The organism is Stappia sp. (assembly GCF_965276915.1).
In the GTDB taxonomy this organism is placed as follows: Bacteria; Pseudomonadota; Alphaproteobacteria; order Rhizobiales; family Stappiaceae; genus Stappia.
This window is the reverse complement of record NZ_OZ255709.1, coordinates 2,144,454-2,171,065: the sequence shown is the minus strand read 5'-3', so window position 1 is coordinate 2,171,065 and position 26,612 is coordinate 2,144,454. Positions and strand designations below refer to the sequence as shown.

Here is a 26,612-nt window from a genome sequence, read left to right as displayed (position 1 = left end):
TGGATCAACGACAGATGCCGCATCTCTCCATCGAATATTCCGCCAATCTCGACGAGCGGGCCGACATTGCCCTGCTGTGCGACCGGCTGCTGGAGGCGATCCAGGGGTGCGGGCTGTTCGAGACCGGCGCCGTCCGGGTGCGGGCGTTGCGCAGCGCCCATCACGCGATCGCCGACCGCCACCCGGACAACGCCTTCGTCGACATGAGTTTCCGCATCGGCCGGGGACGCAGCACGGAGGAAAAGAAGCGCGCCGGCGAGGCGATCTTCGCGGCCGCACAGACGGTGCTCGGCCCGCTTCTGGCGCATCCGCATTTCGCCTTGTCACTGGAAATCCGGGAGATCGACCCGGACCTGAGCTGGAAACGCAACGCCATGCACGCGCGGCTGCGCGACCCGCAAGACTGAGGAAGACGCATCATGTCTAATCTTGAGGACAACATCGCCAGGGCACAGGGCTATCTCGCCCGCTTCCGCCAGGACGGCGTGCCCAACCATATCGCGGGCACCGCCTGCCCGGCACTCGACGGCGAGACATTCGAGACGATCTCGCCCGTCGACCTTGCGCCGCTGGCCCGGGTCGCCCACGGCAAGGCCGCCGATATCGACCGGGCCGCGCGGGCCGCGAAGGAAGCGTTCCCGGCCTGGGCGGCGCTTGGCGGGGCGGCACGCAAGGCGCTGCTGCACAGGATCGCCGACGCCATCGAGGCGCGGGCGCAGGAGATCGCCTTCGTCGAATGCATGGACACCGGCCAGGCGCTCAGGTTCATGTCCAAGGCGGCGCTGCGCGGCGCGGAGAATTTCCGCTTCTTCGCCGACCGGGCGGCGGAAGCCCGGGACGGCAAGGCGATGCGGGCCGAGGGCCAGGTCAACATGACGACCCGCACCCCGATCGGGCCGGTGGGCATCATCACGCCGTGGAACACGCCCTTCATGCTGTCGACCTGGAAGATCGCTCCCGCGCTCGCCGCCGGCTGCACCATCGTGCACAAGCCCGCCGAACTGTCGCCGCTGACGGCGCGCCTGCTGGTCGAGATCGCCGAGGAAGCCGGATTGCCGAAAGGCGTGTGGAACCTCGTCAACGGCTTCGGCGAGGATGCCGGCAAGGCCCTGACCGAGCATCCCGACATCAAGGCCATCGGCTTTGTCGGGGAAAGCCGCACCGGCTCGATGATCATGCGCCAGGGCGCGGAAACGCTGAAGCGGGTGCATTTCGAGCTCGGCGGCAAGAACCCGGTCATCGTCTTCGCCGATGCCGACCTGGAGCGCGCGGCCGATGCGGCCGTCTTCATGATCTATTCGCTGAACGGCGAGCGCTGCACCTCCTCCTCGCGCCTGCTGGTGGAGGACAGCATCTACGAGGCGTTCACGGCGAAAGTCGCGGAGAAGGCCGCCCGCATCAAGGTCGGCCACCCGCTCGACCAGCAGACCACCGTCGGTCCGCTGATCCACCCCGTGCACGAGAAGAAGGTGCTCGACTATATCGGGATCGGTCGCTCGGAAGGCGCCCGTGTGGCAGCCGGGGGCACGAAATTCGACGGACCGGGCGGCGGCTGCTACGTCGCTCCCACGCTGTTCACGAACGCTCACAACGGCATGCGCATCGCCCAGGAGGAGATCTTCGGGCCGGTGCTGACGGCGATCCCGTTCAAGGACGAGGCGGAGGCGCTGGCGCTCGCCAACGACGTCCAGTACGGCCTGACCGGCTATCTGTGGACCGCCGACATCACCCGGGCGTTCCGTTTCACCGACCGGCTCGAGGCCGGCATGATCTGGGTGAACTCGGAGAATGTCCGCCACCTGCCGACCCCCTTCGGCGGCGTCAAGAGCTCCGGCATCGGCCGCGACGGCGGCGACTGGTCCTTCGACTTCTACATGGAGACGAAGAACATCGCCTTCGCCTCCGGCTCCCACGCGATCCCGAAACTGGGCGGCTAAGCGCCGGCCGCCGAACCACTGACCGCCCGCCTGCAGGAGGGCCGGAGGAGACCGCAATGCCCATACCCCAACCCAACCTCTACCCGCCCTTCAACATCGTGCGCCTCAGCCATGTGGAATTCGGCGTCACCGATCTGGCGCGGTCGCGCGCCTTCTATGTCGACACGCTCGGCCTTCAGGTGAGCGACGAGACCGCCGACGCGATCTACCTGCGCGCCATGGAAGAGCGCGGCCATCACTGCCTCGTGCTCAGGCGGTCCGACACGGCGCAAGCCCGCGATCTCGGCTTCAAGGTGTTCGACGAGGAGGACCTGGAAAGGGCCGCCCGCTTCTTCACGGGCAAGGGCCTGCCGGTCGCGTGGGTCGAGCGGCCCTACCAGGGGCGGACGTTCCAGACCCGCGACCCGCACGGCATTCCGCTGGAGTTCTACTGCAAGATGGACCGGCTCGCGCCGATCCATCAGAAATACGCGCTCTACAAGGGCGTCAAGCCGCTGCGGATCGACCACTTCAACTGCTTCTCGCCAAATGTCGACGAGAGCGTCGCCTTCTACAACGAGATCGGTTTCCGGGTGACGGAATATACCGAGGACGAGGTGACCGGCCGGCTGTGGGCCGCCTGGACCCACCGCAAGGGCGGCGTCCACGACATCGCCTTCACCAACGGCCGGGGACCGCGCCTGCACCACACCGCGTTCTGGGTGCCGACGCCGCTCAACATCATCGATCTTCTCGACCTGATGGCGACCACCGGATGGGTCTCGAACATCGAGCGCGGACCGGGCCGTCACGGCATCTCCAACGCCTTCTTCCTCTATGTCCGCGACCCGGACGGCCACCGCATCGAGATCTACTGCTCGGACTACCAGACGGTCGATCCCGACCTTGAGCCGATCCGGTGGGACCTCAAGGACCCGCAGCGCCAGACATTGTGGGGTGCGGCCGCGCCGCGCTCGTGGTTCGAGGAAGGCAGCCTCTTTGCCGGCACGCCGGTGCGCGACGCGGAGCTCAACGCCCAGCCGATCGTCGCTCCCTGACGGACAGTACATATACGCCGGCAAGCGCCGGAAACACGGCAGCGGACAAGGAGGGGACATGGACAGCGAAGAATTCCGGCACTGGTCGCGGCAGGCCGCCGACTGGGGAGCGGACTATCGGGCGACCTTGCGCGAGCGACCGGTGCGCGCGCAGACGAGGCCGGGCGACATCGCCCGCCAGATCGGCGACGCGCCCCCGGAAGCCGGCGAGAACATGGAGGCGATCTTCGCCGACTTCGAGCGCATCATCCCGGACGGCCTCACCCATTGGCAGCATCCGCGCTTCTTCGCCTATTTTCCGGCCAACGCCGCCCCGGTCTCGGTCATCGCGGACTATCTGGTCACGGCCATAGCCGCCCAGTGCATGCTCTGGCAGACCTCGCCGGCGGCGACCGAACTCGAGACCCGCGTGATCGACTGGCTGCGCCAGGCGCTCGGCCTGCCGGAAGGTTTCTCAGGCCTCATTCAGGACTCCGCCTCCACAGCGACCCTCACTGCAACGCTGGTCATGCGCGAAAAGGCGCTCGGCTGGAAGGGCAACAGCGAGGGGCTGGCGGCGCACAGGACGGTGCGCGTCTACGCCTCCAACCAGGTGCATACATCGATCGACCGGGCGATCTGGATCGCCGGTATCGGCGAGGCCAACCTGTTGCGTATCCCCACCCGCGGAGCGCTCAACGGAATGAACCCGGCAGCGCTCGATGCGGCGATCCGGGCCGACCTTGCCGCAGGCCACATCCCGGCCGGAGTGATCGCCTGCACCGGAGGCACCTCGATCGGGGCATGCGACCCGATCCGCGAGGTCGCGGCGATCGCCAAGGCGCATGGGCTCTACCTGCATGTCGACGCGGCCTGGGCCGGATCGGCGATGATCTGCCCGGAATTTCGCGTGCTCTGGGACGGCATCGAGGCGGCGGATTCCATCGTCTTCAATCCGCACAAATGGCTGGGCGCCAATTTCGACTGTTCGGTGCAGTTCATCCGCAGCCCCGAGGACCAGGTGCGCACGCTCGCCATCCAGCCGGAGTTCCTGAAAACGCACGGCCATGACGGTTTGATCAACTATTCCGAATGGTCCGTCCCGCTCGGCCGTCGCTTTCGTGCGCTGAAACTCTGGTTCCTCATGCGCCATCACGGTCTCGAAGGCCTGCGCGGCATGATCCGCAACCATGTGAAGTGGTCGCAGGAACTGGCGCGGCGACTGGCGGCCGAACCGGATTTCACGATCGTTAGCGAACCGGTGCTCTCGCTGTTCTCGTTCCGCCACGAGGGCCCCGGCGAGCCCGACCAGCGCAATATCGCGCTCGTCAACGCCATCAATGACGACGGCCGCATCTACCTGACGCAGACCCGTGTCGACGACCGCATCGCCATCCGCTTCCAGGCCGGCCAGTTCGAGATGACACAGGACGATACCGACACCGCCTTCGAGGTGATCACCGAAATCGCCCGCGGACTGGCCTGAGGAGAGTACATGTCACGCCCAAGGTTTCTCAGCTTCACCCGCAACGGCAGGGCCGGCTACGGCCTTCTGGCCGGTGACGGCGTGGTCGACCTTTCCGCCCGCCACGGCGCCCGCTGGCCGAGCCTGCGCGAGGTGATCGAGGCCGGCGCGCTGGCATCGCTGGTCGACGAGGCCGCGGCACTTGCCGCCGACCATGCCCTTGCCGACATCACCTGCGAGATACCGATCCCCGCGCCGGAAAAGATCATCTGCGTGGGGGTCAACTTTCCCGACCGCAACGAGGAGTACAAGGACGGCAAGGAGGCACCGCCCAACCCGTCGCTGTTCATCCGCTTCCCGCGCTCCTTCACCGGGCACGGGCAACCGCTGATCCGGCCGCCGGAAAGTTCGCAGCTCGACTACGAGGGCGAGATCGTCATCGTCATCGGCAAGCCCGGCCGGCGCATTGCGGAGGCGGCGGCGCTCGATCACATCGCCGCCCTGTCGCTGTGCAACGAGGGCACGCTGCGCGACTGGGTGCGACATGCCAAGTTCAACGTCACCCAGGGCAAGAATTTCGACCGCAGCGGCGCGATGGGCCCCTGGCTGATCCCCTTCACGGATGAAGCGCAGATCGCCGATATCGCGCTCGCAACCCGCGTCAACGGCGAAACACGCCAGAGCGACCGCACCGGCCGCATGATCTTCTCGTTCCGCAAGATCATCAGTTACGTGTCCACCTTCACCACGCTGGTCCCCGGCGATGTGATCGTTACCGGCACCCCGACCGGCGCCGGCGCGCGCTTCGACCCGCCAATCTGGCTGAAGCCCGGGGACGTGGTCGAGGTCGAGGCGGAGGGGATCGGAACCTTGCGCAACACGGTCGCAGACGAAACCGCGATGGAGGAGACCTGACCATGCTCAAGGAACCGGAGATCGAGGAGGCCGCCGCCGCCCTCGACAACGCGGAACGGGGCCGCCGGCAGATCGGCCTCCTCTCCCTGCAGCATCCGGGCATGACCATGGACGACGCCTACGCGATCCAGGCCGCCTGGGTGCGCAGGAAGATCGCCGACGGCCGCCGGACGGTGGGCTGGAAGATCGGCCTGACCTCGAAGGCCATGCAGAGCGCCCTCAACATCGACATTCCCGATTCCGGCGTCCTGCTCGACGACATGGTGTTCGCGGACGGCGCGACCATCCCGGCGGACCGTTTCATCCAGCCGCGCATCGAGGCGGAGATCGCCTTCGTCATGAAGGCTCCGCTCAAGGGGCCGGGTGTCACCGTGTTCGACGTGCTCAATGCCACCGACTACGTGACGCCGGCGCTGGAAATCCTCGACACCCGCATCACCCGTGTGGACGCGAAGAGCGGCACCGCCCGCAACGTGCTCGACACGATCTCCGACAATGCCGCGAATGCCGGCATCGTCACCGGCGGACGGGCGATGCGCCCGGACCAGATCGACATGCGCTGGATGGGAGCAATCGTCTCGCGCAACGCCGAGGTCGAGGAAACCGGGCTCGGCGCCGGCGTCCTCAACCATCCGGCCCGCGGCATCGCCTGGCTGGCCAACCGCCTCGCGCTTTACGAAGACGGCATCGAAGCCGGACAGGTCGTGCTCGCCGGGTCCTTCATCCGTCCGGTCGAGGCGCGCCATGGCGACACGATCGTTGCCGATTTCGGTGCTCACGGCTCCGTCAGCGTGTATTTCGCATAGGGTGTGGACCGCCAGCCCGGTGAGACTGGCGAAGCGCGGCGTGAGAACCGGGCCTGGAGCCGGCCTTGCGGATGCCCGGGTCACATGCCCGGGGGCTTTCACTACGTTCAGCGCACCTGTTCACTGAGGAAGTCGAGGAAGGCCGGGTTCGTCCCGTAGGCGACATTGACGCGGATCGCCGCCCTGCCCCCGGATGCCCGGTCCGGCCGGAACAGGCTGCCCGGCGCAAGGAAGATGCTGCGCTCGGCCGCCTTCCTGCACAGCTCCAGCTCGTCGATCTCGCCGGAAAACTCGGTCCACAGGTAGAAGCCCGGCGTGACGCTTTGCCGGACCTTGAGACCGACAGCCTCAAGTCCGGCGCAGGACGCCTTGTGCGCCTCCTCGACCCGCGCCTTCAGGCGCCGCAGGTGGCGGAGATACTGGCCGCCCTGGATGAGGTTGAAGACGAAACGCTCGACATAGTCCGAGGTCGCGACCGTGGTCAGCATCTTCAGGTTGGCGAGCGCGCCGACAAGCGAGGGATGGCCGGCGACGAAGCCGCAGCGCAGGCTCGCCGACAGGGTCTTGGAGAAGGTCCCGACATAAAGAACCCGGTTGAGCTGGTCGAGGGCGGCAAGGCGCGGCAGCGTGGTCGGGACGATGTCGGCGAGCGCATCGTTCTCGACGATCAGGAAGCCCCAGCGCTCGGCAAGCTGCATCAACCCGAAGGCAACAGCCGGCGACAGGGTGCTGCCGGTCGGGTTGTGGGCGAGCGACTGGGTGAAGAACACCTTCGGCCGGTGTACGGCAAGGCGCGCGGCGAGATCCTCAAGGTCGGGACCGTCGGGACCGCGGCGGATGCCGATCATCCGCGCCTTGGCGAGGGTCAGCTTGCCGAACAGCGGGTAATAGCCTGGATCGTCGACGAAAACCGTGTCGCCCGGCTCGATCAGGTGGCGGATGATCAGGTCGAGACCGTGATTGACCCCGTGGGTGAGCAAGAGCCCGTCCGGCTGCACGGAGATGGAGCGCTCCAGCAGCCACATGCGCAACCGCTCGCGCAAGGGCGCATAGCCCCAGGAGCTGCCATAGCCGAAATCGACGGCTTCCGGCTCGGCCGTCTTGAAGCCGGAGAAGTAGCGCTTGAGCTCGGAACCTTCCGTCCAGAAGGCCGGAGGACGGCCGTCGCCGGGGCGCACCTCGTAATGCTGGTCGAGCTGTTCGCGCAGCAGCGAGACCACATCGACGGCGGCCGCCACATGCGGCGCCGGCGGCACCGCGCGCGGCAGCTGGAACTGGGCGACGTAGTAGCCGGATCCCGCGCGCGCCTCGAGCAGCCCTTGCGCGACGAGCTGGTCATAGGCATCGGCCATCGTGTTCTTGGAGACGCCATGCTCGCGCGCCGCCTGGCGCACCGATGGCAGCCGCTCGCCCGGCTTGTAGGCCCCGGCGGACAGAAGCCCGCTCACATGCTGGACGATCCGCCCGGCGCGCGTGACCCGTGCATTGCTAGTTCTGGGCATTGCTAATTTTGGCGATGACTGTCCCACCTCTTTTGTTGGGACAGTCATCGCGAAATCGCATGGCACTGTCCCTTGATTGTCCCAGTTTATTTTATGACAATTTACACCGGTCGACAATCAAACCATCCCTGGGAGGAAATCCATGACCGAATTGAATCGCCGCCGGTTCCTGACCGCATCGGCGCTTGGTGGCGCCGCCACGCTTGCAATGCCCGCAATCGCCAACGCGCAGGAAGGCGTCCAGTGGCGCATGCAGGCGCTCTGGGACGGCGGCACGACGCCGTTCGAGTTCGAGAAGAAATTCGTGGAGCGTGTCGGCGAACTGACCGACGGCAAGTTCGAGATCAAGCTGTTCTCGGCCGGTCAGCTGGTTCCCGCCGCCCAGGCCTTCGACGCGGTGCGCTCCGGCGCCTTCCAGATGATGAAGACCTTCGACGGCTACGAGGCCGGCAAGATCCCGGCCTTCGCCTTCACCTCGACCATCCCCTTCGGCTTCCCCGATCCGGACCAGTACGAGGCATGGTTCTACGAGCTCGGCGGTCTCGACATGGCCCGCGAGGCCTATGGCAAGGCCGGCCTGACCTATATCGCGCCGACCGTCTATGGCGAGGAGCCGATCCACTCGACGGTGCGCATGGAAAGCATCGCCGACATGGCCGGCAAGAAGGGCCGCTTCGTCGGCCTTGCCTCCGCCGTGATGGGCGATCTCGGCGTTGCCGTGACGCCGATGGCGACCGCCGAAGTCTATTCCGGCCTCGAGAAGGGCCTGATCGATTTCGCCGACCGCGGCGACCTGACCGCCAATTACGAGGCGGGCCTGGCCGAGGTGGCCAAGTACATCATCCTGCCGGGCGTCCACCAGCCGACGACCGCGACCAGCTATGTCGCCAACTCGGCCGCCCACGCCGCCCTGCCCGCGTCCTTCAAGGCAGCGCTTGCGGTCGCTGCCCGCGAGATTTCCGGGTCGCTGCGCCAGCGCATCATCGTGCAGGACACCCAGGTGCTCGACAAATATCGCGAGAAGGGCGTCGAGGTGATCCGTCTCGACCAGGGCGACATCGCCGAAGCCCGCTCCAGGGCCGTGCAGTCCTGGTCGAACGCGACCAAGGGCGATCCGCTGGCGACGAAGATCGTCGAAAGCCAGACCGCCTTCATGAAGTCGCTCGGCCTGCTCTGAGCGAACGCCTCGCACAACACCTCGCGGGCAGCGCATGCGCTGCCCGCCCTTTCCTGCCGCACCCGACGCGGCCAGACGGCAGCTCATGAAAACGCTCAGCGCCCTTGTCACCGGCCTCAACCGGATCCTTTTCGTCATCGCGGCCGCCATCATCTTCGCCGTCGTGCCGATGCTGCTCTACGAGGTCGTGGCACGCTACGTCTTCGACGCCCCCACGGTCTGGGCGATGGAGGCGAGCACGCTTGTCTTCGGGCCGCATTTCATGCTGGCCGGTCCCTACCTGCTGCATCTGCGCGGCCATGTCTCCGTCGACATCCTCAGCGACCGCGTCTCCGGCGTGCCCCGGCGGATGCTGGAGATCTTTACTTTCTCGGTGATCGCGATCTTCGCCGCCGTCTTCGCCAAGGTCAGCTGGCCGCTGGCGATGAACGCCTACATGCTGGGCGAAACAAGCTTCTCCGCCTGGAACCCGCCGATCTGGTGGGTCAAGTTCATCGTGCCCTTCGCCTTCGCCATGCTCTTCGCCCAGGCATTGGTCGAGCTCTTCGCCGCCCCCTCGCGGGCCTCGAACGAGGAGGCGCGGCCATGAGTTCCGAACTCGTCCTGGCGGTCATGTTCGCAAGCCTTGTCGGCCTGCTGCTGACCGGCGTGCCGCTCGCCTTCACGCTCGGCGCCCTCGCCCTTGTCTTCACCGTCACGCTGTGGGGCGAGGCAGCCCTCGCCGTGACCGTGCTCAATCTCTACGACACGATGCATTCGGAATCGCTGCTGGCGATCCCCCTTTACGTGATGATGGCAAGCGTGCTGCAACGCTCCGGGGTCATCGAAAGCCTCTACAAGGCGATGGAGCTGTGGTCGCGGCGCCTGCCCGGCGGGCTTGCGGTCGGCACCATCGCCATCTGCACCATCATCGCCGCGATGACCGGTATCGTCGGCGCCGCCGTCGCGGCCATGGGCATGCTGGCGCTGCCCTCGATGCTGAAGCGCAACTACCAGCCGGAACTGGCCATCGGCACGATCTGCGCCGGCGGCACGCTCGGCATCCTGATCCCGCCCTCGGTGATCACCATCGTCTATGCGGTGACGGCGCAGGCCTCCATCGGGCAGATGTTCATCGCCGGCGTGGTTCCCGGCCTGCTGCTCGCCTCGCTCTATATCGGCTATATCGTGCTGCGGGCCACGCTCAACCCGGCGATCGCCCCGCGTCCCGAGGAGATCGAGGACATCACCTGGGGCATCCGCATCGCGGCGCTCAAGTCGCTGGTGCTTCCCATGCTGATCATCGTCGGCGTGCTCGGCACCATCTACATGGGCATCGCCACCCCGACCGAGGCCGCCGCCGTCGGCGTCACGCTTGCCTTCGTCTCGGCGATCATCGAGCGGCGTTTCGGCTGGGAGCTCATCCAGGACGTCGGCATGGACGTCGTCAAGGTGACGACGATGATCCTGTGGATCACCATCGGCGCCCGCGCCTTCGTGGCGATCTTCACCGGCACGGGCGGCGCGGATTTCCTGCTCGACTTCATCCAGAACCTGGATGCGGATCGCTGGATCGTCCTCGCGGTGATGCTGGCCATGCTGTTCTTCCTCGGCATGTTCCTCGACGAGATCGGCATCATCCTGCTCTGCGTGCCGGTGTTCCTGCCGGTGATCGACTTCCTCGGCTTCGACAGGCTGTGGTTCGGCATCCTGTTCCTCGTCTCGGCGCAGATGGCCTACATCTCCCCGCCCTTCGGCTACACGCTCTTCTACATGAAGGGCGTGCTGCCCGCCGGCATCGGCATGGGCACCGTCTACCGCGCGATTATTCCCTTCATGCTGCTCCAGGCCCTCGGGATCCTGATCTGCGCAATGTTCCCGGAGCTGGTGCTCTGGCTTCCCAACTCCATGATCAACTAACAGGACACATGATGAGCGACGCCCGATCGTCCCGTATCGAAGGCCTCCACAAGATGACGCCGGAGGCCCGCCTTCAGGCCGTGGCCCGGCAGGCAGGCCTTGGCAACGCGGCCATCGCCAGCCTTTCCGCAGCCGCGCAAGGCCAGATCGAACTGGCCGATCGCCTTGTCGAGAACGCCATCTCGGCCATGTCCATTCCGGTGGGCATCGCCACCAACATGATCGTCGACGGGCAGGAAGTGCTGGTGCCGATGGCAACGGAGGAATCCTCCGTTGTCGCCGCCGTGTGCAACGCGGCCAAGCGCTGCCGGCCGACCGGCGGCTTCCGCACCTCCTCAAGCGGTCCGGTGATGGCCGCGCAGATCCAGCTTCTGGGCGCGAGCGATCCGGAAAACGTCCGTCTCAAGGTCTATGAGCGGATGGAAGAGATCCGCACCATCTGCGACGAGACCGACCCGCTGCTGGTCAAGTTCGGCGGCGGCTTCCGCGACCTCGACATTCGCGTCATCGACACCGACGAAGGGCCGATGACCATCGTCCACATCATCGTCGACACGCGCGATGCCATGGGCGCCAATGCCGTCAACAGCATGGCCGAGGCCCTGGCGCCGAAGCTGGTCGAGTGGACCGGCGCGCGCAGCCTGCTGCGCATCCTGACCAACCTTGCCGACCGGCGCGTGGTGCGGGCCCGCGCCGTGTGGCCGCTGGACGAGATCGGCGGCGAGCAGGTGCGCGACGACATGCTGTCGGCCTACCACTTCGCCGATGCCGATCCCTACCGCGCGGCCACGCACAACAAGGGCATCATGAACGGCGTCAGCGCCGTGGTGCTGGCGACCGGCAACGACACCCGCGCCATCGAGGCCGGGGCCCATGCCTTCGCGGCGAAGGACGGCCACTATCGCTCGATGTCGCGCTGGGAAGCGGACGGCGACGGCAATCTGGTCGGCATCCTCGAAATGCCGATGGCCGTCGGCCTGATCGGCGGCGCCACCAGGATCCACCCGACCGCGCAGGCCAACCTGGAGATCCTCGGCGTCAAGACGGCGGACGCGCTGGCGCGCATCATCGTTTCCATCGGCCTTGCCCAGAACTTCGCGGCGATGCGCGCGCTTTCGACGACCGGCATCCAGAAGGGCCACATGGCCCTTCACGCCCAGAATGTCGCCCTGCTCGTGGGCGCGGTCGGGGATGAAATCGACCGGGTGGCGAGCGAACTCAAGGCGCTCGGCAAGGTGCGGCAGGATCTTGCGGAAGAGATTCTCGCGCGGCTTCGCGCAGGCAAGTAAGCCGGAGCTGCGAGGAGACAAGGATGAGCGAGCACGTTGCAATCGTCGAGGTCGGCCCGCGCGACGGGCTGCAGGCCCGCAAGGACCCTGTCGCGACGACGGCCCGCATCGGCCTCGTCGAGCATCTGCGCCGCGCCGGCGCAAGGCGCATCGAGGTCGGCTCCTTCGTCTCGCCCAGGGCCGTGCCGCGCATGGCCGATACCGCCGAGGTGATGGCCGCGACCGGCTCGCGCGGGCGGGACGGCGACATGGTGCTCGTCGCCAGCGAACGCGGCCTCGACCAGGCGCTGGAAAACGGCGCGCGCGCCATCGCGGTGTTCACCGCCGCAAGCGACGCTTTCGCGGAAAAGAACATCGGGCGCACGGTGGCCGAATCGCTTGCCCGTTTCCGCCCGCTCGTTGCCAAGGCACGGGATGCCGGGGTTTTCGTGCGGGGCTACGTCTCGACGATCACCGACTGTCCCTATTCGGGCAGGATCGCCCCTCACCCGGTGTCGGAGGTGTCGCGCGCCCTTCGCGACATGGGCTGCGGCGAGATTTCACTCGGCGAGACGCTCGGCAAGGCAACGCCGGCGCGCATCGCGGCGGTGGTGGAGGCGGTCGCCCGGCACGTTCCGCTCACGGAGCTCGCCGCGCATTTCCATGACACTTACGGCATGGGCATCGCCAATGTCGCCGAGGCGCTGCGTCTCGGCATCCGCACCGTGGATGCAGCCGCCGGCGGGCTCGGCGGCTGCCCCTTCGCGCCCGGCGCCAGCGGCAACGTCGCCACCGAAGACGTCCTCTACCTGCTGCAGGGCGAGGGTTACGACTGCGAAATCTCGATGGAGCCGCTGCTCGACGCGGTCGCCTTCATCGAGCGCGACATGGGCATCCGGCCGACCAGCCGCGTCTACAAGGCGCTGCGCGGCGGCTGAGGGCATCGAGCCGTCAGGCGCATTGCCATGAAAGGTTCAGGTCATGATGGTTGAGCCTGCGCCCGCCTTGCGCGCGGCGTCCAGCGCATGGGTCGCGATGGCAGTGTCTTGCGCGCCGGTGCCGGTCAGGTCGCAGATCGTGACCTGGTCGTCGGACGTGCGCCCTGTCTGCCGGCCGGTGACGATCTCGCCGAGCTCCGGCGGCGTGCCGCCGCGCCACAGGCCTGCGGCAAGCGCAGCCCGCAGCTCGCCGAGGGCCTCGCACTGGCTGACCCGGTCGCAGACGTAAAGGTCGGCGGCTGCGAGTGCCGCCGCCTCGATCTCGTTCTTGCCCGCCTGGTCAGAGCCCATCGCCGTGATGTGGAGGCGAGGATGCAGCCATTCGGCCTTGAGCACGGGCTCTTCGGCCGGCGTTGTCGTGACGACAAGCTGGCTCTGTGCCACGGCCCGCGCCGGATCGTCGACCGCCGCGGCCTCGATCTTCAGCCCCTCGGCGAGGTCGGCCGCGCAGGCTTGCGCCTTCGCCATGTCGCGGCCCCAGACGAGAACGCGGGAGAACGGGCGCACAAGATGGGCCGCCTCGATCTGCAGCCGGGCCTGGATGCCGGTGCCGATCACGCCGGCGGTCTCGACCCTGGCGGGCGCAAGGTGGCGCGCGGCAACGGCGCCGGCGGCAGCGGTGCGCACATCGGTCAGGTAGCCATTGTCGAGCAGCAGGGCCTCGACAAGACCGGTCCTGGCCGAAAACAGGATCATCAGCCCGTTGAGGCTCGGCAGGCCGAGCTTCGGATTGTCGAAGAAGCCGGGGCTGACCTTGATCGCGAACCCGTCGAAGCCGGGGATATAGGCGGTCTTCACATCGACCTCGCCATTGGCCTCAGGGATCGCCATCGACAGGATCGGCGGCATGACGACGGCACCGGACGCAAGGGCGGTGAACGCCCGTTCCACCACGTCGATGGCCGGCAGGCCGAGCTTCACCAGTCCGCGCAGGTCCGTCGCGGTCAGGATGGTCACCTCATGCGCCATAGCTGCGTCCCTTTACCTCGACATCGCCCAGCCTGACGCCGCGCCCGGCGACGACATCGGTGAAGCTGGTCATGTCGACATTGCGCCCGGTCAGGATGGTGGCGACGGGGCCGCCAAATGCAGGCAGCCTGCCTGCCTTCACAGCGGCGATGCCGACGACGCTGGCGCCCTCGGCCACCATGCGATCCTCGAAATAAAGCGTCTGCATCGCATCATAGATCTCGTCCTCGGTCACAAGGACATAGTCGTCGAGAAGGTCGCGGCACATGGAGAAGGTCAGCCGGTTCTCAAGTCCGATGCCGCCGCCGAGCGAGTCGGCAAGGCTCGCCACTTCCTCCACCTCGACCGGCCGGCCGGCCCGAACGGATGCGTGCATGGCCGCGCCCCTGTCCATGGTGACGCCGATGATCTTGATGGACGGCTTGATCGCCTTCGCCGCCAGCGCCACGCCCGCCGCCAGCCCGCCGCCGGACAGCGGCACGAGGATCGCGGCAAGGTCGGGCCTGTCCTCCAGCATCTCCAGGCCGATGGTGCCCTGCCCCGCGATCACCAGAGGGTCGTCGAACGGCGATATCTCGGCCAGCCCCTCCTCGCGCGCCAGGCGCCGGCTCTCGGCATGCGCGTCGTCCTGGCTGCGTCCGGCGATGCGCACTTCCGCCCCCAGGGCGCGGATGCCGTCGACCTTGGCCTGCGGCACCAGCGAGGACATGCAGATGACGGCCCTGAGGCCCCTGGCCCGCGCCGCATAGGCGACGCCCCGGCCGTGATTGCCGGTGGAGCAGCAGGTGACGCCGGGCGCGCCGGCCGGAACGGCCGCGACCGCATTGAGCGCGCCGCGCAGCTTGAACGCGCCGATGGGCTGTGCCGTCTCCAGCTTCATCAGGAACTCGGTGCCCGAAATGGCGCCGACATGCAGCGAGGGCACCAGCGGCGTGCGCGCGGCCACGCCGGCGATTGTCGCCCGCGCCGCCAGGATGTCGGCAAGATCGATGGTCAACCTGCCTCCTTCACCGCGCTCAGGAACTGCTGGGTGCGCTCCTTCTGCGGGTTGCCGAACAACTCGTCGGGCGTCCCCTGCTCCTCGATGCGCCCGCCATAGAAGAAGCAGACGCGGTCGGAGATGTCCTTGGCGAAGCCCATCTGGTGCGTGACCATGAGCATGGTCAGGTTGTGCTCGGAAACGAGCTTGCGGATCACCGTGGTGACCTCGCCGATGACTTCCGGGTCGAGCGCGGAAGTCACCTCGTCGAACAGCATGACCTTGGGGCGCATGGCGAGCGCGCGGGCGATGGCGACACGCTGCTGCTGACCGCCGGACAGACGCGAGGGATGCTGGTCGCGCTTTTCCGCCATGCCGACCATCGCCAGAAGCTCCTCGGCCCGCTCCCGCGCGTCCTGCTTCGACAGGCCGAGCACGTGCACGGGGCCTTCCATGCAGTTTTCCAGCGCCGTCATGTGCGGAAAGAGATTGAAGTGCTGGAAGCACATGCCGATCTTCGAGCGCATCTGACGCAGGTGCCGGTTGTTGGCGCGAACCAGCTTGCCCCCCTCCGGCATGTGGGTCAGCGGCTCGCCATCGACATAGATGACGCCTCCATTGATGGTCTCCAGCGTCATCAGCATGCGCAGGACCGTCGTCTTGCCCGAGCCGGACGGGCCGATGACCGTCACCATCTCGCCCTCGGCAACATCGAGATCGAGCGAGTCCAGAACCACCAGACTGCCGTAGGACTTGGTGACCTTCCTGAAGCTCACCATCGGGGTCGGGTCGCCCTCAAGCGCGAGAGGAAAGCCGGATACGTCTCTGGTGTCCATCAGCTCAATCCGAGTTTGCGGCGCACCCAGGTCTCGAAGAACCGGACCGCTGCCGCCGTTGGTAGCGAGATGCAAAGGAAGATGATGCCGACGAGCGTGAAGGGCTCGAGGAAGCGATAGGTCTCGGAGCCGATGGCGTTGGCCGTGTGCATCAGTTCCGCAACGCCGATGACCGAGAGCATCGGCGTGTCCTTGAAGATGCCGACAAGGTAGTTGCCCATGCCCGCCAGGGAGGGCGGCAACGCCTGCGGAAGAATGACGCGAAAATACGTGCGCGGCATCGACAGGTTGAGCGATTTTGCCGCCTCCCACTGGCCCTTCGGCACGCATTCCAGGCCGCCGCGATAGACCTCGGACAGATAGGCGGCGTAATGCAGGCCGATGGCGATCATTCCGGCCGTCCACGGCGACAGCCTGATGCCGAACTGCGGCCCGACATAGAAGACGAAGAAGATCTGCAGCACCAGGGGCGTCGAGCGCACGAACTCGACCGCCTCGCGCACGACCATGGTGAGCGGCCTGAACGGGGTGCGCTGTGCCAGGGCGAGCACCAGCCCCAGCACCACCGCGATGGCATAGCCCAGCCCGGCCGCCAGCAGCGTGTTGCCGGTCGCCACCAGCAGGCGGGGCAGGATTTCGAAGGTGAAGTCCCAGCGCCAGTCGAACATGGCTCAGGCCCTCCCCATCTTGCGCATCATGAACCGTTCGAGCCAGCGCATGAACGGCGTGATCATGAAACGCGCCAGCACATAATAGATGATGAGCGCGGTGCCGAAGGCCTCCGCCGACATGAAGGTTGTGCCGTTGATCTGCTTCACCTGGAACATCAGGTCGGCGACGGAGATCAGCGCGACGAGCGCGGTTCCCTTGAGGAGCTCGATCAGAAGATTGCCCCAGGACGGCAGCATGATGAGCACCGCCTGCGGCAGGATCACCCGGCGCATGCGCTTGGCCGGCGACATGTTGAGCGCCAGCGCCGCCTCCCATTGCCCCTTCGGCACGGAGAGGATCGCGCCGCGCACGAGCTCCGCGCCATAGGCGCCGAGGTTCATGCCGACGGCGACGAAGCCGGCCGTGAACTTTTCCAGCGTGATGCCGAAGAGCGGCAGCACGAAGAAGATCCAGTAGAGCTGCACGAGCAGCGAGGTGCCGCGGAAGATCTCGATATAGACCATCGCCACGCCGCGGACGGCGAGATTGGGCGCCATCCGCATCAGGCCGGCGGCCACGGCGATCATCACGGCCAGAAGCGAGGCAAGCACGGTCAGCGCCATGGTGATGAACGTGCCGCTGACGATCCGGTCGCTGTACTGGCTGAGAAACTCGAAATAGGACATGCCGCTCAGACCTTGCTCAAGGCCACGAAGGCGAGGCAGGCATCGCCCGCTCAGGCATCGGGGAAGGAAGGCGGGCCGGACGAGCCGGCCCGCCCTTCGTCATTGTCAGCGGTTGGCGCAGACCCATTCGGTGGTCTTGTCGCCGGGAAGCGAGCCCTTGCCGTAGCCATACTCGGCGACCGCGGCGAGCATTTCCTCGGACCCGATATACTCGGCCTGCGCCGCGTTGAACTTGGCCAGGAATGCCTCGTCAGCCTTGCGGAAACCGATGCCGGCCCAGTTGAAGGAGTCCTCCGGCATGGCGTCGGGATCGGAGGCCTCGACAGCACCGTTCGAGCTGTCGGCCAGCTGCGTCATGGTGAAGTAGGTGCCGGCACCGGCATCGGCACGGCCCGCCCGCACGGCAGCCAGGATCTCGGTCGGCCCGGGCACCTGCATGATGTTGGCCTCGGGCACGCCGGCGGCCTTGGCGGCCTCGATGTTGGAATAGCCGGCACCGGTGACCATCACCGCATTGCTCTCGACGAGGCTTGCGTAGTCGCTGATGTTCTTGGGGTTGCCGGGCGCCAGGATGAAGCCGTCTCCGACCTTCGCCATCGGTTCGGAAAAGGCGATGTTCTCGCAGCGGCTCGCCAGGATGTTCATGCCGCCGGTGACGATGTCGAAGCGGTTGGCGTTGAGGCCGGGAATGAGCCCGCCCCACTCCGTCTGCACCGGCTCGATCTTCTCGAAGCCCATCTTCTTCAGAACGCCGATGGTAAAGGCGTTGACGAAGCCCTTGGGACTGCCGTCGTCGCCCGGATAGGCGAACGGAATCTCGTTTGCGAAACCGATGCGGATCGGCTCGCCTTTCTCGGCTCGCTCCAGCAGGGACTGGGCGTTCGCGGAGCCCGCGAAACCGAACGCGAACATGGCCATGCCAAGCGTGGCTAGGCCCTTGAAGATTGCGCTTTTCATGAGGCTCTCCTGTGTTCCACTAATTGTTGTCTTCTTATGTTGTGCACAACATCATGCTGCCTCAGACTGTGTCAATGGAATTTAGCGGAAATCCGGAGAGATATCGTCATCCGCCCCGCAGGGCGCAACAAAGATGTATACATTGGAGGATGAAGCGCTCCTGTCGCCGGGGTTCCAAAGAGCCTCCTCGTTGTCGTGGGGGCCGGCGCGGCCTGCAGGGCCGGGACCTTGCCGCCCGCCTGGAAATGCCGGACAAGCTGCGGCGCCGACACAGCGCGGGGGAGACGCCCTTGAACCGGGATGGAGATAGCCGATGACGGAAAAACGCGCGGCCGCGGGGCCCGCCGACGAAGGCGCGAGGGGTCGGTTCGAACGCATCTACCAGACCCTGCGAACGCGCATCTGCCTGCTCGACTACGCGCCGGGCAGCCGCCTGCGCGAGGAGGACCTGGCGGACGAGTTCAACGTGTCGCGGACGCCGATCAGGCGCGTTCTCGTCAAGCTGGAGGCGGAGGGCCTGTTGCGGTCTATGCATGGCGTCGGCACCATCGTCACCGACATCGACGTCAACGAACTGGCGCAGGTCTATGAGTTGCGCGTCGAACTGGCCGAACTCATCGGCAAGCTGTCGCCGACCGTTGTCGACGAAGCGCTGGTGGCGCGGTTCCGCGACATCCGGGCGCGCTGCGACCGGATGGTCGCCGACGGCGATCCGCGTTCGTTTTCACGGATCAACATGGAGTTCTTCCACCTCTTCACCACGTTGACGACCAACGAACCTCTGCGCGAAATCAGCGAACGGCTCTACTATCAGACCGCCCGGATCTGGCTGAAGACGGCTTCACGCCTGAGGAACTTCGACGAACTGATCAACAACGAATTCGTGACCTTTCAGCGCGAGGTCGCCGACATTACCGAAGCGGTCGGGCATGGCGACCTGATCGCCGCCGGCCATGTCAGACGCGCACATATCGCCATGAGCTTCAGCAGGATCCGCAAGGCAAGCCTGTCCGGCGGTCACGCCGCCGCTGCGGATAGCGAATAGCAAGACGCCGACCAGAGCCGGTCCGTCCGGCCGGGACCGCGAGCAAGACGGGCCGGCAAGACGGGTAGGCAAGACGGGTAGGCTTCTCCCCTATCGGTGTTTCAGCGCCAGCCTGGCCAGCCTGTCCAGCGCCTGCAGGAAGCGGGACCGGTCGGCCTGCGAAAAGGCCCGGCCTCCGCCCTGGTGGAACGGGTCCGCGGCGCGGATGTCCTGCATCAGGTCGCGGGTCGCCAGACGCCCGCCGATATTGGAGAGGGTCAGGATCTGCCCGTCGTGCTGCAACACATGCGAGCCGGCCTTCAGGCACCGGTCCGCAAGCGGGATATCCGCGGTGACCACGACGTCGCCGGGGCCGCAATGCTCGGCGATCCACTTGTCGGCCACGTCCGGCCCCTCGGCAACGATCCTGAGCGAGACGAGCGGGTTTCTGGAGGGCCGTATCCCGCCGTTGCAAACCAGCACCACGGGGATTTCCAGTCTCGACGCCACACGCTCCACCTCGGACTTGACCGGGCATGCATCGGCATCGACATAGAGCGTGGTCACTTTGCGAGATCCCCGTATTGGCTGGCACAGGTCAGGTTCTGCGAACCTCCTCCATCGGGCGGTTTTCTTCAACCCGTCCCAGAAGCGTCCTATGCCGCCGACGGGCCTGCCTCGGCCCTGGTCCGACCGGGTCGCCTTGCCGCCGGCCGGAACGCGCCAGCCAGGCCTATGAGCCCGAACGGCACGTCCCCGTTACAGCACGGTAAGACGGCGGCGCAGCGGGCCGGCGCGGAGAAAGGTTTGCGATTTCAGCGGGAATAGTGGTGCCCAGGGCCGGGGAGGAATTCTTGATATATATCAAACTGATAAATCAAGGTTCGGGAACTGGATATCCCGTGACATCCCGCTGTGTTCCGCGCCGTTTTCCCTAACCCCAAATGACAAAAGGCCCCCGCGTGAGCGGGGGCCAAGTCATGTACGAAAGAATTTTATCACCGCGTCCCAGTTGGAGACGAGGAAGGCGGCGGCGGCGAGTTCTTTCGAGCAGGCATCAAGTTGCTCCATTTGCGACTTGCGCAGGAGGCGCAGGCCTTCGGCCTCCGCTTCGGCCGTTGCGGCCATCGTCCTGGCACCGCCCTTCATCATCAGCGAAGCCGAAATCGACGGAATGTTGGCTATGCTGGAGGCGACGCTGGAAGACGTACTGGCGGCCGCCTGACGGCGGCCGCTCCCGCTCAACGGTATTCGAACCGGAGAGGAACCCTGAAAGTCAGCGGCCTGCCGCCCATGGCCGAGGGAAACCTTGGCATGGGCGAGGCGCGTCGCAGCGCTGCCATCGTCGCAGCGTCGAGAAGGGTCTCTCCCGACGAGCCGACGATCCGTCCGCCGGACACCCGGCCGTCGCTCGACACGGTGAAGCGCAGGACCGCGGTTCCCTCCAGTTGCCTTCGTCGCGCCTTGGGCGGATAGCGCTTGGCGCGGTGGAGACGCGACAGGACCTTTCCCTTGTAGTTGGAGAGAGACGCGGCGCCCGCCTCGTCCGAACGGCCGTCGGCGCGACCGCCGGTGACCGCCTGCGAACGTGTCCGCGACGCGGACTGGGCACCCCGTCGGGACGAGACCGGAGCACCGGCCGACGCCTGCCGCGTCTTGCGGGGACGCGCCTTTTCCGGGCGTTCGCGGGTCCGCGCATGCTCGGGCACGGCAGGTTTGGCAAGGGGCGAAGGCGGTACCACAACTGCCGCAACAACCTCACCCGCTTTCGGCGGACGCAGGGTATCGTTGACCGGCTCAGCCGCACGCACCGGATCAGATGCCGAATCGGGTGGCAGATCGGTTGCCAGATCGGGCGAAACAGGCCGCGCCTCGATGACGGGGGCGGCCGCAACCGTCTCCACCGTGCTGACAGCCTTCGCCACCCCACCCCTCACGTCCGCAGGTTCCCGCGTTTCGGTGACGCCGGCGGAAACAGGCTGTGGCAAGGCGGTGACCCTTGCAGGTGTTGGGCTGGGCTGCGCCACGGCCACAGTTTCCGCGGCAGGTGTGAGTTCGGTCTCGCGTGCCTTGGATTCTACCAGTTCTGCGGTTTCCGCCATAGATCCCGCGACAAGGTCCTCCAGGGAACCGACCACCGCAACCGGAGCCCCCGAGGACGCAGCGATACGCGCCGCATCCTCGTGAGGCAGGAGCATCGGTATCGCCGCATGCGCGGAAAGCGAGGCGACCACACCAAGAAGCAGGTAGTGGCGCGCCTTCACCTGTCGGCCCTTTCTGTAAGCAGAACGAGGGAGGCACCGCTTTGCGACAGCCTGCGCAGCACCGGCTTCAACTCGTCAACGGACAGTCTCCCGTCGGCGGCAATCACCAGCCTCACGCTCTCGTCCAGCCCTTTACCCAGGGACACCAGGACCTCATCGAGTGTCACCGGCACTCCGTCACGCGACAACGCGCCGGCTCGGTCGATGACGAGTGCCCCGGTCGAACGGATGGCCTCCTCTGCGGCCGGATCGACCGGCGGGGCGATTTCGCGGGCGTCGTCGCGCGAGACGGTTCCGGCGAAGAGAAAGAAGATCAGCATCAGGAAGACGATGTTGATCAGCGGAATGGTGCTGTCCGTCGTCGTTCGCCGGCGCGAAGGTCCCAGATCCATCGCCGCCTCCTACCGGTCGCCCGCAAGAACAACCGGAGCGAGCTGCGATGCTCGTACCGCCGCAATGGCGAAGACGAGGTCCTGCACCTGCGCGCCGGCTTCCGACCGGATCGCGACAACGCGCGTCTCGCCCGACCGTAATTCCCCAAGAAGGACCGGCAACGCCTCCGGCGTGACCGGAACCCCGTTGAGGTCAAGCCGCTCGGCATCATGCAGGCGCAGCAGCGCGGGACGCGTTTGCGCGCCTCCCCCTTCCTGTCCGGCACCGACCGGCATGGCCTGGTAGCGGGAGAAGCTCGTCGCCAGCATGAAGAAGAGCAGCAACAGGAAGATCACGTCGATCAGCGAAGTCAGCCCGACGGGCCTGCGCCCCAAGGGCCGGTCATGCTGCATGTCCGGCCTCCAGTCCGACCAAGGCCGGTTCTTCAGCGGACGCCGCCGGTTCCGCCACGGCCCCGGTGAAGAAGGCGGTGACCAGCGAGGCCATCGCGACCTGCTCGCGTTCAAGACGGCCGTCCAGCCAACCGGTGATCGCGGAAACCGGAATGGCGATGGCAAGCCCGACAGCCGTCGTCAGCAAAGCCACCCAGATGCCGCCTGCAAGGACCGAAGGGTCAACCGCCGCACCGGCCCCCTGCATCCCGCGAAATGCCTCGATCATGCCAATCACCGTACCGAAGAGCCCGATGAGCGGTGCCGTCTGCGCAATCATATCGAGGGCGCGCAGATAGGCGCGCAACTCCGCGAGCCGGTTCCTGCAGACCCGCTCGATATCCTCCCTGAGCGATGACGGATCTGTATTCCGGCGCATGGACGCGGCGACAAGCCGCGCGGCAACGTCGCCGAGCACCGTGCGATCATCTTTCAGGAGCGCGCCGGCATCGCCCTTGCGGCCCTCGAGCCAGGCCTTGAGGGCGCCATGTCCACGGGTATGACGCCCGATACCGGCCACCTGGAACTGGAGGACCTTGCCGAGAACAATCGCAAGTGCCGCGACCGACAGGAGAAGCAACAGTAGGACGACGGGCCCGCCGGCCTCCACCAGATCGGCAAGCGGGTGGGCAAAGGGCGGGAGGGCGGATGATAGGCGATCAAGCATGTCGGTTCGCTTTCCTGAAAGCTATGGCGGGCCGGGTGGTTCGCGGCGGCGTGGTCACGGCGCCGGGCCGGCTGCCGCGCGCGAGGCTTCTCCCTCGCTTTCATGACCGGGACGCTCGTCCTCGACGGCGTCGGGTTCCTCCGTCAAATGGTCGAACCGCCGGCGCAGCCGGTCGATCCGCATCGAAAGGTTCCGCTTCCCATGAAGCGCGGCCTGTCGTGCCTGCTGCCGCAGAGCGATACGCAGGCCAGTCCGCTCGAGTCGCGTCGCCGGTTCCTGCAAGGCGTCCTCCGCGCCCTCCTCCAGCGCCGTCAAGACCCGGTCCTTGGCGGCGACATAGGAGGTACGCCCGAACAGGCGCAACAAGACCTGGAAGGTCTCGAAGCGCTGCAAGTCGAAGGGGATGTCCTCGCCCCGCGCACCCATCACGGCACTGGGCGGATGCAGCATGGCGCAGGGCACGAGACCGTCCGGGATCGGCGTGTTCGCCGAATGGGTCCGACCCGAGCGCAGCAGTTTCGGCAAGACGTGGGTGTGCGGGCCGTCGGGCGAGATGCCGCCCGTATCCGGCCCGCCGATTTTCTGGAAGACTTCCACCCGCCCGAGGCGCGAGCGGACGACACGATGCGGATGCGACGACAGGATCGTGCCCATGACCGGGTTGCCGGGCTCCATCAGCGACCGACCGGCCCGCGCGCGCAGCACGCCGAGGAGCTCCGGATCGGCGGTGCGGATACAGAATTCGATCTGCGGCTGCGCAAGCCCCATGTCGAACAGGACCGCGCCTCGGTCCTCCGGACGCAAGGCCTCGTCGTCGGGGCCGAGTTCGGTGAGTACTTCCCGGCTGGGCACCGCCGCCTTGTCGGCCGGCAGGCACAGCGCCAAGCCATGTCCCCACCGCTCGGCTCGCGGGCTGAGCGTCTCGAAGGCGACCGCAACGGTCTCGGAAAGCGCCTCGGGCTCCAGGCGGATGCCGCCCTTTTCCGTCGCCCGGCAGAGGTTGTCCGCCCGGTCGACGGCAATCCTGTCATCCGGCCGCTGATGGAACTCTCCAATAGCGCCGAAGGACCCGATGCTCCAGCCGGCATCCCGGTCGACGAGCTGGGTCCGCAGGACATTCCTCAAGGATTGCATGGTCATGTGGGCAACTCTCCTTCCGCAGGCCAACAGGCGGGCCCAGCGCCGACAAGGCCGGAAGGCACCATCGCCGGCCGACCGTCGATCACAACGCCCTCGGCCCGAATGCCGTAGACTTCGGCAAGACGCGTCCGGTCCAACACCGCTTGCGGTGTGCCGTCCGCGACAAGCCGTCCCTCGTGCAGCAGCAGGAGCCGGTCGCACCAGCGGCTCGCAAGCGTCAGGTCGTGCAGCGAGACGAATACCGACCGGCCTTCCGCGACGACGCCCTGCAGGATCTGCATGAGCGCGATCTGGTGGGCCGGATCGAGACCGTTGACCGGTTCGTCGGCGATATAGACGTCGGGCTGCTGGGCGAGCATGCGGGCGATCAAGACCCGCGCCTGCTCGCCGCCCGACAGCGCGTTGAAGGCACGTCGGGCAAAGCCCAGGACGTCCATCCGCTCCATCGCCTCGCGGGCATGCCGAAGGTCCGATGCCGAGGCACCGACAAAGGCCGGGCGATGCGGCAGGCGGCCAAGCAGCACGACATCGAGACAATCCATCGCCCAGTGCACGGTCCGCTCCTGCGGCATGTAGGCGATCCTGCGCGCTCTCTCCCCCGCCGGTATTCCGGCAACGGCCTGCCCATTCCAGGCAATGCTGCCGGAATGCTCCTGCAAACCGGTCATCGCCCGCATGAGGGTCGACTTGCCCGCACCGTTCGGGCCGACGATGCCGACAAGCTGCGGCACCTCGCAGCGGAAGGAGACCCCGTCGAGTACCGACCGGCCGCCACGACCGACGCCGGCATTCTCGCAGTCCAGGCGGATCATGCGGCACGCCTCCGCAAACCAATCAGCAGCCAGAGAAAGAAGGGCGCGCCAAGGATGGCCGTGACCACCCCGAGCTTCAGGTCGCGATCAGGCATCACCAGGCGAACAAGAATGTCCGCAGCAAGCAGGAAGGCCGCCCCTCCCAACGCACTCGCCGGCAGAAGGCGGCCCGGACGGTGCCCGACCAGCGGGCGCAGGAGATGCGGTACGATCAGGCCGACGAAACCGATCGCGCCGCTGACCGCGGTGGCGCCACCGACCCCTATCGCCGTGCCGACCACGGCAAGGATCCGGGTCCGGGTGAGGCTGATGCCAAGGCTTCTCGCGACATCCGCGCCAAGCGCCAGCGCATCGAGGGCGCGTCCCGTCAGCCCGAGCAGGACGCCTCCGAGCAGGATAAACGGCAGGGCAAGACCGACATGCGCCATGCTGCGGTCGGTGAGCGAGCCCAGCATCCAGAAGACGATCTCCAGCGCCGCGAACGGGCTGCTGGAAAGATTGAGTGCAAGCGAGGTCAGCGCCCCCGCAAGCGAGGTCAGCGCGACGCCGGCGAGGATGATGACCAGGACGTCATTGGACCGGCCAACCAGCATCTGCAGCAGAGTGACGGCGACAAGCGCTCCGAGCAGGGCGCAGAGCGGCAAGGCATAGGGATGCAGCAGCGTCAGCCCGGCATAGATGGCAACGACGGCACCCAGCGAGGCGGTCGCCGAAATGCCCAGCAGACCGGGCTCGGCCAGCGGGTTGCGCAGGAAACCCTGCAGGACGGCGCCCGAGAGGCCGAGGATCGCACCGATTGAGAGGCCGAGCAGGGCGCGAGGCAACCGGATCTCGGCAAGGATCAAGGCCTCGGCGCCATCCGTGTCGCCGATGGCCGAGAGCAGCAGGCGCGGGTCGATCCACACCTGACCTGTCGCAAGCGAGAGGACGAAGAGAAGGCAGACCAGACCCGCCAGAAGGGCGAGCAGCATCGGGTAGCGGCGATCCGCGGTCATCGGTCGGCACTCCCTGCCCCGCCGGCGACATGCGCTGCGGCCCGCAGGCGCTCAACCGCGCCGAGCGTCAGCGGCGTTCCGCAGATCCAGTAGCGGCTGTCGGCCGACAGGCGGCGTTCCTCGCCGAAGCGTGCCCGGAGCGCGGGATGGCGCAGGATGTCGGTGGCGCGCGAGGGATCGGCCGACCAGCGCTCCCAGACCAGGATGAAATCCGGGTTGGAGAGAACAAGTGTTTCCAGCGGCAGACGCGAGGTGCCGGACAGTCCCAGTTCCTCGCCGAGATGGCGAAAGCCGGTTTTCTCGACGATCTCATTTTCCAGCGTTCCCCCGCCTGTGGTGAAGCTGTTGGCGCCATAGGAGCCGAGCACGGGAACCTCGGCCGCCCCGGCCAGTGCGGATATCCCCGCCAGTTCGGTATCGAAGGCCGCGTTCAGAGCCTCGGCCTGACGTTCGCGCCCCAGGATCGCGCCCATGCGGGTCACGTTGCCGCGGATGTCGGCGAAGGAATTCGCCGGCTCGAACTCTTCCACCCGCCGCCCCAGCCGCCGAAGCAGGTTGACGGTTGCCCGCGTCGTGTAGGTGCCGGCGATGACCAGGTCCGGCCGCAGACGGAAGATCTCCTCGGCAAGACCGTGATTGATGACGAGCCCGTCCGTTTCCGCGCTCATCAGCGAGATGCCCGGGTCATTGGCAAGATGGGAGACCGAGACAAGCTGGCCGGGCGCCGCGACCAGCATCGCCAACTGGTCGGTACACAGGTTCATGGAGACGACACGTCGCGGCGGTTCCCCGGCGCGGGCGCCGGCGACCGTAACCGTCGCTGCC

Annotated in this window: 29 protein-coding genes; 12 read left to right on the top strand and 17 right to left on the bottom strand. The window is 66.8% G+C overall.

The window, feature by feature from the left end; genetic code table 11:
* Positions 1-14 precede the first annotated feature (14 nt).
* Genes ACQY46_RS10150 through hpaH form a run of 6 tightly spaced genes read left to right on the top strand, consistent with a single transcriptional unit; the run spans position 15 to position 6,139 of the window.
* On the top strand, positions 15-407 hold the full coding sequence (locus tag ACQY46_RS10150; RefSeq protein ID WP_428700116.1) for a 5-carboxymethyl-2-hydroxymuconate Delta-isomerase: 393 nt from the start codon (positions 15-17) through the stop codon (positions 405-407).
* 12 nt (positions 408-419) lie between these two features.
* Complete coding sequence (gene hpaE / locus ACQY46_RS10145; protein WP_428700115.1) at positions 420-1,937, top strand: 5-carboxymethyl-2-hydroxymuconate semialdehyde dehydrogenase; 1,518 nt, start codon at positions 420-422, stop codon at positions 1,935-1,937.
* 56 nt (positions 1,938-1,993) lie between these two features.
* Positions 1,994-2,974 (top strand): 3,4-dihydroxyphenylacetate 2,3-dioxygenase, encoded by a 981-nt coding sequence (hpaD, locus tag ACQY46_RS10140; RefSeq protein WP_428700114.1) that lies wholly within the window; start codon positions 1,994-1,996, stop codon positions 2,972-2,974.
* A 58-nt stretch (positions 2,975-3,032) separates the two neighbouring features.
* Positions 3,033-4,439, top strand: coding sequence for a pyridoxal phosphate-dependent decarboxylase family protein (locus ACQY46_RS10135; RefSeq protein WP_428700113.1), 1,407 nt, complete (start codon positions 3,033-3,035; stop codon positions 4,437-4,439).
* 9 nt (positions 4,440-4,448) lie between these two features.
* On the top strand, positions 4,449-5,333 hold the full coding sequence (locus ACQY46_RS10130; RefSeq protein WP_428700112.1) for a fumarylacetoacetate hydrolase family protein: 885 nt from the start codon (positions 4,449-4,451) through the stop codon (positions 5,331-5,333).
* A gap of 2 nt (positions 5,334-5,335) precedes the next feature.
* Positions 5,336-6,139 carry a 2-oxo-hept-4-ene-1,7-dioate hydratase gene (gene hpaH, locus ACQY46_RS10125; protein ID WP_428700111.1) on the top strand — a complete coding sequence of 268 codons (804 nt, stop codon included), beginning with the start codon at positions 5,336-5,338 and terminating at the stop codon, positions 6,137-6,139.
* A gap of 107 nt (positions 6,140-6,246) precedes the next feature.
* On the opposite strand, the gene ACQY46_RS10120 is transcribed toward hpaH, so the two are convergent.
* Positions 6,247-7,641 (bottom strand): PLP-dependent aminotransferase family protein, encoded by a 1,395-nt coding sequence (locus ACQY46_RS10120; protein ID WP_428700110.1) that lies wholly within the window; start codon positions 7,639-7,641, stop codon positions 6,247-6,249.
* Between the two features lie 142 nt (positions 7,642-7,783).
* Here ACQY46_RS10120 and dctP point away from each other — a divergent pair, with 142 nt between their 5' ends.
* The 5 genes from dctP to ACQY46_RS10095 all read left to right on the top strand — a co-directional run bounded on the left by dctP (position 7,784) and on the right by ACQY46_RS10095 (position 12,923).
* Positions 7,784-8,818 (top strand): TRAP transporter substrate-binding protein DctP, encoded by a 1,035-nt coding sequence (gene dctP / locus ACQY46_RS10115; protein ID WP_428700109.1) that lies wholly within the window; start codon positions 7,784-7,786, stop codon positions 8,816-8,818.
* A gap of 85 nt (positions 8,819-8,903) precedes the next feature.
* Positions 8,904-9,407, top strand: a complete 504-nt coding sequence (locus ACQY46_RS10110; protein ID WP_428700108.1) for a TRAP transporter small permease subunit — start codon at positions 8,904-8,906, stop codon at positions 9,405-9,407.
* Positions 9,404-10,717 carry a TRAP transporter large permease gene (locus tag ACQY46_RS10105; RefSeq protein WP_428700107.1) on the top strand — a complete coding sequence of 438 codons (1,314 nt, stop codon included), beginning with the start codon at positions 9,404-9,406 and terminating at the stop codon, positions 10,715-10,717. Before ACQY46_RS10110 ends, ACQY46_RS10105 begins: the two co-directional genes overlap by 4 nt.
* A gap of 11 nt (positions 10,718-10,728) precedes the next feature.
* On the top strand, positions 10,729-12,006 hold the full coding sequence (locus ACQY46_RS10100) for a hydroxymethylglutaryl-CoA reductase, degradative (protein ID WP_428700106.1): 1,278 nt from the start codon (positions 10,729-10,731) through the stop codon (positions 12,004-12,006).
* 23 nt (positions 12,007-12,029) lie between these two features.
* Positions 12,030-12,923, top strand: a complete 894-nt coding sequence (locus ACQY46_RS10095) for a hydroxymethylglutaryl-CoA lyase (RefSeq protein ID WP_428700105.1) — start codon at positions 12,030-12,032, stop codon at positions 12,921-12,923.
* 36 nt (positions 12,924-12,959) lie between these two features.
* Here ACQY46_RS10095 and ACQY46_RS10090 read toward each other — a convergent pair whose 3' ends face one another.
* The 6 genes from ACQY46_RS10090 to ehuB form a co-directional block, all read right to left on the bottom strand.
* Positions 12,960-13,952, bottom strand: coding sequence for a cyclodeaminase (locus tag ACQY46_RS10090; protein WP_428700104.1), 993 nt, complete (start codon positions 13,950-13,952; stop codon positions 12,960-12,962).
* Complete coding sequence (eutB, locus tag ACQY46_RS10085; RefSeq protein ID WP_428700103.1) at positions 13,942-14,949, bottom strand: hydroxyectoine utilization dehydratase EutB; 1,008 nt, start codon at positions 14,947-14,949, stop codon at positions 13,942-13,944. The genes ACQY46_RS10090 and eutB overlap by 11 nt, the downstream gene beginning before the upstream one ends.
* Complete coding sequence (gene ehuA, locus ACQY46_RS10080; RefSeq protein WP_428700102.1) at positions 14,946-15,767, bottom strand: ectoine/hydroxyectoine ABC transporter ATP-binding protein EhuA; 822 nt, start codon at positions 15,765-15,767, stop codon at positions 14,946-14,948. The genes eutB and ehuA overlap by 4 nt, the downstream gene beginning before the upstream one ends.
* On the bottom strand, positions 15,767-16,435 hold the full coding sequence (gene ehuD / locus ACQY46_RS10075; protein WP_428700101.1) for an ectoine/hydroxyectoine ABC transporter permease subunit EhuD: 669 nt from the start codon (positions 16,433-16,435) through the stop codon (positions 15,767-15,769). The genes ehuA and ehuD overlap by 1 nt, the downstream gene beginning before the upstream one ends.
* A gap of 3 nt (positions 16,436-16,438) precedes the next feature.
* Positions 16,439-17,104 (bottom strand): ectoine/hydroxyectoine ABC transporter permease subunit EhuC, encoded by a 666-nt coding sequence (ehuC, locus tag ACQY46_RS10070; protein WP_428700100.1) that lies wholly within the window; start codon positions 17,102-17,104, stop codon positions 16,439-16,441.
* 105 nt (positions 17,105-17,209) lie between these two features.
* Positions 17,210-18,061: an ectoine/hydroxyectoine ABC transporter substrate-binding protein EhuB gene (ehuB, locus tag ACQY46_RS10065; RefSeq protein ID WP_428700099.1), complete on the bottom strand. Its 852-nt coding sequence runs from the start codon at positions 18,059-18,061 to the stop codon at positions 17,210-17,212.
* 313 nt (positions 18,062-18,374) lie between these two features.
* Between ehuB and ACQY46_RS10060 the strand changes: the two genes are divergently transcribed.
* Positions 18,375-19,106, top strand: coding sequence for a GntR family transcriptional regulator (locus tag ACQY46_RS10060; protein WP_428700098.1), 732 nt, complete (start codon positions 18,375-18,377; stop codon positions 19,104-19,106).
* Positions 19,107-19,196: 90 nt separating this feature from the next.
* Here ACQY46_RS10060 and ACQY46_RS10055 read toward each other — a convergent pair whose 3' ends face one another.
* From ACQY46_RS10055 to ACQY46_RS10010, 10 genes are all read right to left on the bottom strand, one after another.
* Entirely contained in the window at positions 19,197-19,652 is a 456-nt protein-coding gene (locus ACQY46_RS10055; protein ID WP_428700097.1) for a YaiI/YqxD family protein, read from the bottom strand.
* Between the two features lie 411 nt (positions 19,653-20,063).
* On the bottom strand, positions 20,064-20,330 hold the full coding sequence (locus ACQY46_RS10050; RefSeq protein ID WP_428700096.1) for a hypothetical protein: 267 nt from the start codon (positions 20,328-20,330) through the stop codon (positions 20,064-20,066).
* Positions 20,327-21,187 (bottom strand): energy transducer TonB, encoded by an 861-nt coding sequence (locus ACQY46_RS10045; RefSeq protein WP_428700095.1) that lies wholly within the window; start codon positions 21,185-21,187, stop codon positions 20,327-20,329. The genes ACQY46_RS10050 and ACQY46_RS10045 overlap by 4 nt, the downstream gene beginning before the upstream one ends.
* Before the next feature lie 158 nt (positions 21,188-21,345).
* Entirely contained in the window at positions 21,346-21,741 is a 396-nt protein-coding gene (locus tag ACQY46_RS10040; protein ID WP_428700094.1) for an ExbD/TolR family protein, read from the bottom strand.
* Between the two features lie 9 nt (positions 21,742-21,750).
* Positions 21,751-22,134: a biopolymer transporter ExbD gene (locus ACQY46_RS10035; RefSeq protein WP_428700093.1), complete on the bottom strand. Its 384-nt coding sequence runs from the start codon at positions 22,132-22,134 to the stop codon at positions 21,751-21,753.
* Positions 22,124-22,840 carry a MotA/TolQ/ExbB proton channel family protein gene (locus tag ACQY46_RS10030; protein WP_428700092.1) on the bottom strand — a complete coding sequence of 239 codons (717 nt, stop codon included), beginning with the start codon at positions 22,838-22,840 and terminating at the stop codon, positions 22,124-22,126. Before ACQY46_RS10030 ends, ACQY46_RS10035 begins: the two co-directional genes overlap by 11 nt.
* Before the next feature lie 54 nt (positions 22,841-22,894).
* Complete coding sequence (locus ACQY46_RS10025; RefSeq protein WP_428700091.1) at positions 22,895-23,980, bottom strand: DUF6925 family protein; 1,086 nt, start codon at positions 23,978-23,980, stop codon at positions 22,895-22,897.
* On the bottom strand, positions 23,977-24,792 hold the full coding sequence (locus ACQY46_RS10020; protein WP_428700090.1) for an ABC transporter ATP-binding protein: 816 nt from the start codon (positions 24,790-24,792) through the stop codon (positions 23,977-23,979). Before ACQY46_RS10020 ends, ACQY46_RS10025 begins: the two co-directional genes overlap by 4 nt.
* On the bottom strand, positions 24,789-25,787 hold the full coding sequence (locus tag ACQY46_RS10015) for a FecCD family ABC transporter permease (RefSeq protein ID WP_428700089.1): 999 nt from the start codon (positions 25,785-25,787) through the stop codon (positions 24,789-24,791). Before ACQY46_RS10015 ends, ACQY46_RS10020 begins: the two co-directional genes overlap by 4 nt.
* Positions 25,784-26,551, bottom strand: a complete 768-nt coding sequence (locus ACQY46_RS10010) for an ABC transporter substrate-binding protein (protein WP_428700088.1) — start codon at positions 26,549-26,551, stop codon at positions 25,784-25,786. The genes ACQY46_RS10015 and ACQY46_RS10010 overlap by 4 nt, the downstream gene beginning before the upstream one ends.
* Between the last annotated feature and the right edge of the window lie 61 nt (positions 26,552-26,612).

What these genes read in the sequence shown, in the direction of transcription:
- ACQY46_RS10150 (WP_428700116.1), top strand. Translation starts at nt 15, where the DNA reads ATGCCGCATCTCTCCATCGAATATTCCGCCAATCTCGACGAGCGGGCC.
- hpaE (WP_428700115.1), top strand. Translation starts at nt 420, where the DNA reads ATGTCTAATCTTGAGGACAACATCGCCAGGGCACAGGGCTATCTCGCC.
- hpaD (WP_428700114.1), top strand. Translation starts at nt 1,994, where the DNA reads ATGCCCATACCCCAACCCAACCTCTACCCGCCCTTCAACATCGTGCGC.
- ACQY46_RS10135 (WP_428700113.1), top strand. Translation starts at nt 3,033, where the DNA reads ATGGACAGCGAAGAATTCCGGCACTGGTCGCGGCAGGCCGCCGACTGG.
- ACQY46_RS10130 (WP_428700112.1), top strand. Translation starts at nt 4,449, where the DNA reads ATGTCACGCCCAAGGTTTCTCAGCTTCACCCGCAACGGCAGGGCCGGC.
- hpaH (WP_428700111.1), top strand. Translation starts at nt 5,336, where the DNA reads ATGCTCAAGGAACCGGAGATCGAGGAGGCCGCCGCCGCCCTCGACAAC.
- ACQY46_RS10120 (WP_428700110.1), bottom strand. Translation starts at nt 7,641, where the DNA reads ATGCCCAGAACTAGCAATGCACGGGTCACGCGCGCCGGGCGGATCGTC.
- dctP (WP_428700109.1), top strand. Translation starts at nt 7,784, where the DNA reads ATGACCGAATTGAATCGCCGCCGGTTCCTGACCGCATCGGCGCTTGGT.
- ACQY46_RS10110 (WP_428700108.1), top strand. Translation starts at nt 8,904, where the DNA reads ATGAAAACGCTCAGCGCCCTTGTCACCGGCCTCAACCGGATCCTTTTC.
- ACQY46_RS10105 (WP_428700107.1), top strand. Translation starts at nt 9,404, where the DNA reads ATGAGTTCCGAACTCGTCCTGGCGGTCATGTTCGCAAGCCTTGTCGGC.
- ACQY46_RS10100 (WP_428700106.1), top strand. Translation starts at nt 10,729, where the DNA reads ATGAGCGACGCCCGATCGTCCCGTATCGAAGGCCTCCACAAGATGACG.
- ACQY46_RS10095 (WP_428700105.1), top strand. Translation starts at nt 12,030, where the DNA reads ATGAGCGAGCACGTTGCAATCGTCGAGGTCGGCCCGCGCGACGGGCTG.
- ACQY46_RS10090 (WP_428700104.1), bottom strand. Translation starts at nt 13,952, where the DNA reads ATGGCGCATGAGGTGACCATCCTGACCGCGACGGACCTGCGCGGACTG.
- ehuA (WP_428700102.1), bottom strand. Translation starts at nt 15,767, where the DNA reads ATGGACACCAGAGACGTATCCGGCTTTCCTCTCGCGCTTGAGGGCGAC.
- ehuD (WP_428700101.1), bottom strand. Translation starts at nt 16,435, where the DNA reads ATGTTCGACTGGCGCTGGGACTTCACCTTCGAAATCCTGCCCCGCCTG.
- ehuC (WP_428700100.1), bottom strand. Translation starts at nt 17,104, where the DNA reads ATGTCCTATTTCGAGTTTCTCAGCCAGTACAGCGACCGGATCGTCAGC.
- ehuB (WP_428700099.1), bottom strand. Translation starts at nt 18,061, where the DNA reads ATGAAAAGCGCAATCTTCAAGGGCCTAGCCACGCTTGGCATGGCCATG.
- ACQY46_RS10060 (WP_428700098.1), top strand. Translation starts at nt 18,375, where the DNA reads ATGACGGAAAAACGCGCGGCCGCGGGGCCCGCCGACGAAGGCGCGAGG.
- ACQY46_RS10045 (WP_428700095.1), bottom strand. Translation starts at nt 21,187, where the DNA reads ATGGCGGAAACCGCAGAACTGGTAGAATCCAAGGCACGCGAGACCGAA.
- ACQY46_RS10040 (WP_428700094.1), bottom strand. Translation starts at nt 21,741, where the DNA reads ATGGATCTGGGACCTTCGCGCCGGCGAACGACGACGGACAGCACCATT.
- ACQY46_RS10035 (WP_428700093.1), bottom strand. Translation starts at nt 22,134, where the DNA reads ATGCAGCATGACCGGCCCTTGGGGCGCAGGCCCGTCGGGCTGACTTCG.
- ACQY46_RS10030 (WP_428700092.1), bottom strand. Translation starts at nt 22,840, where the DNA reads ATGCTTGATCGCCTATCATCCGCCCTCCCGCCCTTTGCCCACCCGCTT.
- ACQY46_RS10025 (WP_428700091.1), bottom strand. Translation starts at nt 23,980, where the DNA reads ATGACCATGCAATCCTTGAGGAATGTCCTGCGGACCCAGCTCGTCGAC.
- ACQY46_RS10020 (WP_428700090.1), bottom strand. Translation starts at nt 24,792, where the DNA reads ATGATCCGCCTGGACTGCGAGAATGCCGGCGTCGGTCGTGGCGGCCGG.
- ACQY46_RS10015 (WP_428700089.1), bottom strand. Translation starts at nt 25,787, where the DNA reads ATGACCGCGGATCGCCGCTACCCGATGCTGCTCGCCCTTCTGGCGGGT.
- ACQY46_RS10010 (WP_428700088.1), bottom strand. Translation starts at nt 26,551, where the DNA reads ATGAACCTGTGTACCGACCAGTTGGCGATGCTGGTCGCGGCGCCCGGC.